Here is a 9,220-nt window from a genome sequence, read left to right as displayed (position 1 = left end):
GCCGCCCTGTCCGCCGCGGCCGCCCTGGTCGGCCTCGCCCCCGCCACCGCGAGCGCCCACGGAGCCGTCTTCAACCCCGTCAGCCGGGTGGCGGCCTGCTACGCCGAGGGCCCCGAGACGCCCAAGTCGCAGGTCTGCAAGGACCTCGTCGCCGACTCCGGCACCCAGCCGCTGTACGACTGGAACGAGGTCAACATCGCCAACGCCGCCGGGCAGCACCAGGCGCTCATCCCGGACGGCAAGCTCTGCTCGGCCAACCGCGAGAAGTACCGGGCCCTGGACTGGGCGCGCACCGACTGGCCGTCGACGACCGTCGCCGCCGGCTCCTTCGACTTCAAGTTCCGCGTGACGGCCCCGCACTCGGGCACCATGACCGTCTACATCACCAAGGCCGGCTTCGACCCGACCCAGCCCCTGAAGTGGTCGGACCTGGACCCGACGCCCGTCGCCGTCTACGACACCGCCCGCACCGCGACCGACGGCTACTACAACTTCACGGGCACCTTCCCGGCCCGCACCGGCCGCCACATCGTCTACAAGATCTGGCAGCGCAACGACAGCCCCGAGGCCTTCTACAGCTGCTCGGACGTCGTGTTCGGCGGTACGGCCACGACTTCCGCGACGCAGACCCGGACCGCCCAGGCCCCGACGGAGTCGAAGATCGCGGCGGGCGCCTCGCTCTCCACCGTGAGCCACGCGGGCCACGGCGGCGACGAGCAGCCCCCCGCCCTCTCCGCCGAGACCGCCGAGGCCCCCTCCTCGCCGCTCCCGGCGGCCCTCACGGGCGCGGGCGCCCTCGCCGTCTTCGCGGCGGGCAGCCTGCTCCTGGGCCGCCGCCGCAACTCCTCCGCCTCCTAGGAACCTCCTGGGAGGGCTTCCCGGGAGGGACCTTCCGGGAGAGGCCTTCCGGGAGAGGCCTTCCGGGAGGGTTCCCAGGAGGATTCCCGGGAACTCTCCCGGAAACCCTTCCTAGGAGCCGGAGGCGCCGGGCGGGAAGAGGGCGGTGAGCCGGGGTATCGCCGACCCCTCCGGACGAGAGCCCCGGGGCCTCGCGTCCTCTTCCCACTCCCCCGCCGCCTCCGCGGCGTCCTCCGCCTCCTCGACGGCGTCGAGGAACTCCTCGCCGTCGTCGCCCTCCTGGCCCGTCAGCTCGTCCCACGCGTCCTGCGCGACGTAGTCGAGCTCCTCCCACTCGGGCCACTCGTCGTCGTCCCAGTCGTCGTGGTGCCGGCCCACGAGCGCGCGCACCTCGGGGACGTCGGCCAGCGCGTCCGGGTCGGCGAGGACCGACTCGTACACCTTCCGCCCCTGACCGACCAGCCAGAGCGTGAAGTAGTGGAAGCCGTCGTCCGTGCAGTCGCCGCCCTCGATGCGGTTCGCCGCCGTCCACAGCGCGCGCGTGTCGGCGATCTCGGTCGCCCTCTCCAGACGCACCTGGAACTCCACGCTCTCGGCCGCCGGACGCCGTATCAGCTCCGTCCGCAGCCACTCGAGGCGTTCGTCCCGGTCACCGGGCCGGCGGCTCAACTCGTCGATGAGAGCCCAGAAGGCGTCGTCGTTCATGCGTACGAGCATGCCAGCCCCGTCTGACATCCGGGTAACGAGTTCCGGACGCGCCGGAGCGGGGTGCCGGGATCGGCACCCCGCTCCGGTACGTGGGGAGTTACGCGGCCACGTCCACCGGCACCACCGCCGGGGCGAGGGCGATCTCCAGGACCTGGCGGACGTCCGTCACCGGGTGGACCTCCAGCTTCTCCAGGATCTCGGCCGGGACGTCGTCCAGGTCGGGCTCGTTCCGCTTGGGGATCACGACCGTCGTGATCCCCGCCCGGTGCGCGGCGAGGAGCTTCTGCTTCACGCCGCCGATCGGCAGCACCCGGCCGGTGAGGGAGACCTCGCCGGTCATGGCCACGTCCGTACGGACGAGCCGGCCGCTCAGCAGGGAGGCGAGGGCGGTCGTCATCGTGACGCCCGCGCTCGGCCCGTCCTTGGGGACCGCGCCCGCCGGGAAGTGGATGTGCACGCCCCGGTCCTTGAGGCCGGTGACGGGCAGCTCCAGCTCCGCGCCGTGCGAGCGGAGGAAGGAGAGCGCGATCTGCGCCGACTCCTTCATCACGTCGCCCAGCTGACCGGTGAGGGTCAGCCCGGCGGCTCCCGTCTCCGGGTCGGCGAGGGAGGCCTCCACGAAGAGGACGTCACCGCCCGCGCCGGTCACGGCGAGGCCGGTGGCGACACCGGGCACGGCCGTCCGCCGCTCCGCCGGGTCCTGGGCCGACTCCGGGACGTGGTGCGGCCGTCCGATGAGCTGCCGCAGGTCCTCGGGGCCGACGGTGAACGGCAGCTCGCGGTCGCCCAGTTCGTGCTGGGCCGCGACCTTCCGCAGCAGCCGGGCGATCGAGCGCTCCAGGTTGCGGACGCCCGCCTCCCGGGTGTACTCGCCGGCCAGCTTCCGCAGCGCGGACTCCTCCAGGACGACCTCGCCGGCCTCCAGACCGGCCCGCTCCAGCTGGCGCGGGAGCAGGTGGTCGCGGGCGATGACGACCTTCTCGTCCTCCGTGTAGCCGTCGAGGCGCACCAGCTCCATGCGGTCGAGGAGCGCCTCGGGGATGGCTTCGAGGACGTTGGCCGTGGCCAGGAAGACGACGTCGGAGAGGTCGAGTTCGACCTCCAGGTAGTGGTCGCGGAAGGTGTGGTTCTGCGCGGGGTCGAGGACTTCGAGGAGCGCCGCCGCGGGGTCGCCGCGGTAGTCGGAGCCGACCTTGTCGATCTCGTCGAGCAGGACCACCGGGTTCATGGACCCGGCCTCCTTGATCGCGCGGACGATCCGGCCGGGCAGGGCGCCGACGTACGTCCGCCGGTGGCCGCGGATCTCCGCCTCGTCGCGTACGCCGCCGAGGGCGACCCGGACGAACTTCCGGCCCATGGCGTGCGCCACCGATTCGGCGATCGACGTCTTCCCGACGCCCGGGGGGCCGACGAGGGCGAGGACGGCTCCGCCACGGCGGCCGCCCACGACGCCGAGGCCGCGCTCGGCGCGCCGCTTGCGCACGGCCAGGTACTCGGTGATGCGCTCCTTCACGTCCTCCAGGCCCGCGTGCTCGGCGTCCAGGATCGCCTTGGCGCCCAGGATGTCGTACGCGTCCTCGGTCCGCTCGTTCCACGGCAGTTCGAGGACGGTGTCGAGCCAGGTCCGGATCCAGGAGCCCTCGGGCGACTGGTCGCTCGCCCGCTCCAGCTTCTCGACCTCCTTGAGGGCGGCCTCCCGCACCTTCCCGGGCAGGTCGGCGGCCTCCACGCGGGCGCGGTAGTCGTCGGACTCGTCGCCCTCGGTCTCGCCGTTGAGGTCGCGGAGCTCCTTGCGGACGGCTTCGAGCTGGCGGCGGAGCAGGAACTCGCGCTGCTGCTTGTCGACGCCCTCCTGGACGTCCTTGGCGATGGTCTCGGCGACGTCCTGCTCGGCGAGGTGCTCGCGGAGCTGGGCGGTGGCGAGCTTGAGGCGGGCGACCGGGTCGGCGGTCTCCAGGAGTTCGACCTTCTGCGCGACGCTGAGGAAGGGCGAGTAACCGGAGTTGTCGGCGAGGGCGCCGACGCCGTCGATCTGCTGGACGCGGTCGACGACCTGCCAGGCACCGCGCTTCTTGAGCCAGCTGGTGGCCAGCGCCTTGTACTCCTTGACCAGTTCGGTCACGGAGCCGGGCAGCGGGTCGGGCAGGGTCTCCTCGACGGTGCTGCCCTCGACCCACAGGGCGGCGCCGGGGCCGGTGGTGCCGGCGCCGATGCGGACGCGGCCGAGGCCGCGGATGAGCGCGCCGGGGTCGCCGTCGGACAGGCGCCCGACCTGCTCGACGATGCCCAGGACGCCGGTGCCGGCGTAGGTTCCGTCGACCCGCGGCACGAGCAGCACACGGGGCTTGCCCGCTCCGGTGCGGGCGGCGGCCTGGGCGGCCTCGACGGCGGCCCGTACGTCGTTGTCGGACAGGTCCAGCGGCACCACCATTCCGGGCAGCACGACCTCGTCGTCGAGCGGCAGCACAGGCAGAGTGAGCGGCACAGACGCCATGGACTCAGAAGCCATGATCTCCCCTTCGGCAGTCAAGTTGAGCTATACGCACTCAATGCTTGTGAGCTCGGGGATGTTCCCGGACGTTCGTTCGCTCTGAGCGATCACCCCCGCACGCGCCCGCATGGAGCCGATGTAATGCCTGCATGGATATTGCAGCCATTACCTCGGCCTGGGTGGCGGGCTGGACCGTCTCCCGGGGCACCCCGGCCGCCGTCGCCGAGCCCTGGGGCCACCGGATCGACGTCGGCCTGCCCCGGCACGTCGTGCGGCACGTCCTGCCCGCCCCCAACGCGGCCTCCGTCGGCGCGCTCTGCACCCGCCTGACCACGCCGTACAGCTGGCTCAAGGTGATGGCGGGCCCCGAGGAGGTGGCGCCGTGGATCACCGGGGGCTGGACGATCCCCGACGACCCGGGCTTCATGATGGTCAAGCCGCTGGACCCCGGCGCCCGCCCCGCGCCGCCCGAGGGATACGCCCGGACCACCGAGGTCGAGGACGGCGTCGTCCGGGTCCGGATCCTCGCCCCCGACGGCACCCTCGCCGCACGCGGCCAGATCGCGCCGACCGGCTCCACCGCGGTCGCCGACCAGATCGAGACCGACCCCGCGCACCGGCGCCGGGGCCTCGGCGCGAACGTCATGCGCACCCTGGAGGCCGCCGCCGCCCAGGCGGGCGCCGTGACCGGAGTCCTCGCCGCGACCACGGACGGCTTCGCGCTGTACGACTCGCTGGGCTGGATCCACCGGGGACCGCTCACCGGAATCGTCCGCACGGGCCCCGGAGGCGACTGAGGTCTCCGCCGGGTGGAATCCCGGCCGTCCGGCTGCGCACGGGGCCCCGGACCGTGCATGCTCGACCCATGGTGCGAGGCGTACGGACGACGTGGACGTGGTGCGGGACCCTGCTGCTCGCGGGGGCCCTGGTGGGCGGCCTGAGCGGCTGCGGCCCCGGCGTGCCGACCGCGCCCGGCGGATCGCCGTCGAGCACGAGCGCACCGGCCCTGCCGAGCCCCACGACGGAGTCCGGCACGCCCGCGTCGAACCCCCAGCCGGGCGAGGTCCTCGTCGAGGTGGTCGTCAACGGCGGCCTCGCCGGCGTCCGCAACCGGCTCGTCGTCCACTACGACGGCAGCTGGACCAGCCGCTCCGGCACCAAGCCGCCCCGGACCGGCAAGCAGACCCCCGCCGAGGCCGCCGAGCTGCGGGCGGCCCTGGAGGACCCCGCGTTCGCCCTCGTCCCGGAGCGCCCGACGGGCAGCCCGATCCCCGACGGCTTCCAGTACTACGTGACCTACCGCCACCGCCTGGTCGTCGCGGACGACGGCGCACGTCCGCCCGCCCTCCAGCGCGTCTTCGCCGCCCTCCCGGAGGGCGGCCCGCCGACGAACCCCTGAGCGCGTGAACCGGGGGACGGCCGCCCGGCGACAGAGAGGGCGTGAGACTGTCGCGCCCCGCAGGGGGAGGCCCCTCCGGGGGCGACGAGGGCGACGACGCGGCGGCCCTCCGGTGGCCGGCCCCCGCTCCGGGCGGCTTCGGGCCCGACGTCGCGGGCACGCGGCCGTACATCGACCGGCTCCGCGCCAAGTCCCCCGCCACCCGGCGGGACCACCCGGCCCGCCACCCGGCGGCGAGCCCTCGTCACCCGGACGAGGTGCCGATCCCGTGAGCCCGCTGCGCCCGTACGCCCGCTCCCGCGCCCTGCCCGGCGGCCTCGCCCTCGCCCTCGCGGTGCCGGGTCACGCCGAGGGTTCGGGGCGCCCGCCGCCGTACGCGACACCCTGGGCCTGGTGGGCGTGGGCGATGCAGCCGGGCCCGCAGGGCGGGGCGTGGACGGTGGCGGCGGTCGCCTTCGCGTCCGGTGCGGCGCTGTACGCGTGGCGGGGCGCGCGCCGTACGACCGCCGGGTCCTGACGCGCGAAGCCCCGCGCGCGTACGCCTCGTTAAGTGTTTGTCCCGGCCGTCGCCGCCCCGCGAGGATGGCCGGGACGAACCGTACGCACACGAGCCACGGAGTGATCATGACCAGCCCCGTCACCCTCGACCGCCGCGAAGGGCCGTACGGAGAAGTTGTCCTCCGCCGTCGTGCCGAGCACTACGAGATCATCGCCAACGGCACCTTCCTGATGGACACCTCCGACGGGCGCTCCGAGCGGCTCCTGGTCGACGCGGCCCTGGCCGCCCTCCCCGAGGGGTCCCGTCCCGGCGCGTCCGTCCTCATCGGCGGCCTCGGCGTCGGTTTCTCCCTCGCCCACGCCGCCGCCGACCCCCGCTGGGGCCGGATCGTGGTCGCGGAGCGTGAGGAGGCGATCATCGACTGGCATCGCCAGGGGCCCCTCGCCGCGATCTCCGGGGCCGCGCTCGCCGATCCGCGGACCGTGATCCTGCACACGGACCTGGTGACCCACCTCCGTACCACCACGGACACCTACGACGCCCTCTGTCTGGACATCGACAACGGCCCCGACTGGACGGTCACCGAGGACAACGAATCCCTGTACTCAGCTGAGGGATTGGCGTCCTGCGCGGCCCGGTTGAGGCCCGGCGGGATCCTCGCCGTGTGGTCCGCGCAGCCGTCCGCCGATTTCGAAGAGTCGTTGCGGAATGCCGGATTCAGCGGGGTACGGACGGAAGAGATCCCCGTTGCCCGGGGCGTCCCCGACGTGGTCCACCTCGCCGTCCGTCCCGGGTAGCTCCTGGATAGCCTGGACGCCGCCGGTACCTCTAGGCTGCTGCACCGACATCGGCGACGCGAGGCGGGGCAATGGAGCAGACACACACCACTCACCACGGTGCGGCGGCCACTCCGGGGGCCCAGCGGCGCGTCCTGGTGGTCGAGGACGACGCCACGATCGTGGAGGCCATCTCCGCGCGGCTGCGCGCCGAGGGCTTCCTCGTCCAGACCGCGACCGACGGCCCCGCGGCCGTCGAAGCGGCCGAGGCCTGGCAGCCCGACCTGATGGTCCTGGACGTGATGCTGCCCGGCTTCGACGGCCTGGAGGTGTGCCGCAGGGTCCAGGCCCAGCGCCCCGTCCCGGTCCTCATGCTGACCGCCCGCGACGACGAGACCGACATGCTGGTCGGGCTCGGCGTCGGCGCGGACGACTACATGACGAAGCCGTTCTCGATGCGCGAGCTGGCCGCCCGGGTGCACGTGCTGCTGCGCCGGGTGGAGCGGGCCGCGCTCGCGGCCGTCACCCCGCGCAGCGGGATCCTGCGCCTGGGTGAGCTGGAGATCGACCACGCGCAGCGCCGGGTCCGGGTCCGCGCGGAGGACGTGCACCTGACGCCGACCGAGTTCGACCTGCTCGTCTGCCTGGCGAGCACCCCCCGCGCGGTCCTCTCCCGCGAGCAGCTGCTCGCCGAGGTGTGGGACTGGGCGGACGCCTCGGGCACCCGGACCGTGGACAGCCACATCAAGGCGCTGCGCCGGAAGATCGGGGCCGAGCGGATCCGTACGGTCCACGGCGTCGGATACGCGCTGGAGACCCCGGCGCCGTGAACCGGCCGGGGCCCGGGAGGCCGCACGTGGGACAGGAATCGCACCGGCCCCGCCGGATCGTGATCTCGATCAAGACCAAGCTGGGCGCGCTGGTCGTCGGGGCGGTCCTGCTGACCTCCGGCCTGGCCCTGGTGGCGATCCGCACCTCCACGGAGTTCCGGTACATCACGATCTTCGCGATGATCGCGACCCTGCTGATCACCCAGTTCGTGGCGCAGTCCCTGACGGCGCCGCTGGACGAGATGAACACGGTGGCCGGGTCGATCTCGCGCGGGGACTTCAGCCGCCGGGTGCGGGGCGCGGACCGGCGGGACGAGCTGGGCGACCTGGCCCTGACGATCAACCGCATGGCGGACGACCTGGAGGCCGTCGACCGGCACCGCAAGGAGCTGGTGGCCAATGTCTCGCACGAGCTGCGCACGCCGATCGCCGCGCTCCGGGCCGTCCTGGAGAACGTGGTGGACGGGGTGTCCGAGGCCGATCCGGAGACCATGCGCTCGGCGCTGAAGCAGACGGAGCGGCTCGGCCGGCTGGTGGAGACGCTGCTCGACCTGTCACGGCTCGACAACGGTGTCGTCGCGCTCAGGGCGGGCCGTTTCGAGGTCTGGCCGTATCTGTCGGGGGTGCTGCGGGAGGCGAACCTGGCGGCGTCCCAGCGCGGCCTGTCGTCCACCTCGGGCCTTCACCGCCGTACGGACGTGCACCTGCATCTGGACGTGTCGCCGCCCGAGCTGGTCGCGCACGCGGACGCGGAGCGGCTGCACCAGGTGATGGCGAACCTGATCGACAACGCGGTGAAGCACTCCCCGCCGCACGGCCGGGTCACGGTCCGGGCCCGGCGCGGCCCGTATCCGGACTCGCTGGAGCTGGAGGTCGAGGACGAGGGTCCCGGCATCCCCGAGTCGGAGCGGCACAAGGTCTTCGAGCGGTTCAACCGGGGCTCGGCCCCGGACCGGCCGGGCCCCGGCAGCGACGGCGGCACGGGGCTCGGGCTCGCGATCGCCCGCTGGGCGGTGGATCTGCACGGCGGCGGGATCGGAGTGGCCGAATCGTCACGTGGCTGCCGCATCAGAGTCACTCTTCCGGGCAGCCTTCCCCCGAGAGATTGACGTAGGGTTCGAACCGGAAGCACACGTTCTGCGTGTACGTGAGCAGGACATGTGTCTACGTGAACGAGACCTGCGCCTACGTGAGCGAGACCTGCCTCCACGTGAGCGGGACGCGATCAGGGGTGCGGCCGAACAGGGCCGTGCTCGCGCTTTTCCGTACCCTCACACATGTGGAACCACGCTTGTTTCCCGCCATTCATGGGGTCGAAACGCGCTGTCAAGTGTGACTTGCGCAACGTTGGACTGCCTGGCCTGCACCTCTCGGCCGGACAGGCGTAGCCTTTATTTCCGCTGTCCATCACCTTGCGAAGCGGAAGAGGGCGGTTGCCGCCGTGTCGTCTCAGTCCCCCAGTACCCCGAGCTCCCCGGCCGACCAAGACGGGCAGGGCGTGAGCCCCGCAGCCGCCTTCGGTGCCAATGAGTGGCTCGTCGACGAGATCTACCAGCAGTACCTCCAGGACCCGAATTCGGTCGATCGTGCCTGGTGGGACTTCTTCGCCGACTACAAGCCCGGAGCGTCGGAGACCCCGGCCGCCCCGGCTCCCACCAC

Annotated in this window: 11 protein-coding genes; 9 read left to right on the top strand and 2 right to left on the bottom strand. The window is 73.0% G+C overall.

Translation table 11 applies throughout. The annotated features are described in order from the left end of the window. A partial coding sequence (locus CCN56_RS32350) for a lytic polysaccharide monooxygenase (RefSeq protein ID WP_306300651.1) occupies positions 1–858 on the top strand: 858 nt, incomplete at its 5' end. Positions 859–969: 111 nt separating this feature from the next. On the opposite strand, the gene CCN56_RS32345 is transcribed toward CCN56_RS32350, so the two are convergent. Beyond that, a complete protein-coding gene (locus tag CCN56_RS32345) occupies positions 970–1,563 on the bottom strand; it encodes a DUF4240 domain-containing protein (RefSeq protein WP_256962300.1) in 594 nt (197 codons plus the stop codon). Between the two features lie 100 nt (positions 1,564–1,663). Then, positions 1,664–4,075: an endopeptidase La gene (gene lon, locus CCN56_RS32340; RefSeq protein WP_086831443.1), complete on the bottom strand. Its 2,412-nt coding sequence runs from the start codon at positions 4,073–4,075 to the stop codon at positions 1,664–1,666. A 131-nt stretch (positions 4,076–4,206) separates the two neighbouring features. Here lon and CCN56_RS32335 point away from each other — a divergent pair, with 131 nt between their 5' ends. The 8 genes from CCN56_RS32335 to CCN56_RS32295 all read left to right on the top strand — a co-directional run. Continuing rightward, positions 4,207–4,854 (top strand): GNAT family N-acetyltransferase, encoded by a 648-nt coding sequence (locus CCN56_RS32335; RefSeq protein WP_086831442.1) that lies wholly within the window; start codon positions 4,207–4,209, stop codon positions 4,852–4,854. Between the two features lie 68 nt (positions 4,855–4,922). Next, entirely contained in the window at positions 4,923–5,456 is a 534-nt protein-coding gene (locus tag CCN56_RS32330; RefSeq protein WP_086831441.1) for a hypothetical protein, read from the top strand. A gap of 41 nt (positions 5,457–5,497) precedes the next feature. Further along, positions 5,498–5,728, top strand: coding sequence for a hypothetical protein (locus CCN56_RS43575; protein WP_086831440.1), 231 nt, complete (start codon positions 5,498–5,500; stop codon positions 5,726–5,728). Beyond that, positions 5,725–5,973: a hypothetical protein gene (locus CCN56_RS32320; protein WP_086831439.1), complete on the top strand. Its 249-nt coding sequence runs from the start codon at positions 5,725–5,727 to the stop codon at positions 5,971–5,973. The genes CCN56_RS43575 and CCN56_RS32320 overlap by 4 nt, the downstream gene beginning before the upstream one ends. Positions 5,974–6,080: 107 nt before the next feature. After that, positions 6,081–6,752 carry a hypothetical protein gene (locus tag CCN56_RS32315; RefSeq protein ID WP_086831445.1) on the top strand — a complete coding sequence of 224 codons (672 nt, stop codon included), beginning with the start codon at positions 6,081–6,083 and terminating at the stop codon, positions 6,750–6,752. Positions 6,753–6,823: 71 nt separating this feature from the next. Beyond that, entirely contained in the window at positions 6,824–7,561 is a 738-nt protein-coding gene (locus CCN56_RS32310; RefSeq protein WP_086831438.1) for a response regulator transcription factor, read from the top strand. Beyond that, positions 7,558–8,670, top strand: a complete 1,113-nt coding sequence (locus CCN56_RS32305) for an ATP-binding protein (protein WP_373412927.1) — start codon at positions 7,558–7,560, stop codon at positions 8,668–8,670. The genes CCN56_RS32310 and CCN56_RS32305 overlap by 4 nt, the downstream gene beginning before the upstream one ends. 332 nt (positions 8,671–9,002) lie before the next feature. After that, a partial coding sequence (locus CCN56_RS32295) for a hypothetical protein (RefSeq protein ID WP_143664690.1) occupies positions 9,003–9,220 on the top strand: 218 nt, incomplete at its 3' end.

The sequence above is a fragment of the Streptomyces sp. NRRL B-24572 genome, from assembly GCF_002156145.1.
Lineage (GTDB): Bacteria > Actinomycetota > Actinomycetes > Streptomycetales > Streptomycetaceae > Streptomyces > Streptomyces vietnamensis.
Note: the sequence above shows the minus strand (reverse complement) of the source record. Positions and strands in the feature narration are given on the sequence as shown.

Bases quoted from the DNA above. Each gene is read 5' to 3' on its own strand.
- CCN56_RS32345 (WP_256962300.1), bottom strand. From the start codon at position 1,563: ATGAACGACGACGCCTTCTGGGCTCTCATCGACGAGTTGAGCCGCCGG.
- lon (WP_086831443.1), bottom strand. From the start codon at position 4,075: ATGGCTTCTGAGTCCATGGCGTCTGTGCCGCTCACTCTGCCTGTGCTG.
- CCN56_RS32335 (WP_086831442.1), top strand. From the start codon at position 4,207: ATGGATATTGCAGCCATTACCTCGGCCTGGGTGGCGGGCTGGACCGTC.
- CCN56_RS32330 (WP_086831441.1), top strand. From the start codon at position 4,923: ATGGTGCGAGGCGTACGGACGACGTGGACGTGGTGCGGGACCCTGCTG.
- CCN56_RS32315 (WP_086831445.1), top strand. From the start codon at position 6,081: ATGACCAGCCCCGTCACCCTCGACCGCCGCGAAGGGCCGTACGGAGAA.
- CCN56_RS32310 (WP_086831438.1), top strand. From the start codon at position 6,824: ATGGAGCAGACACACACCACTCACCACGGTGCGGCGGCCACTCCGGGG.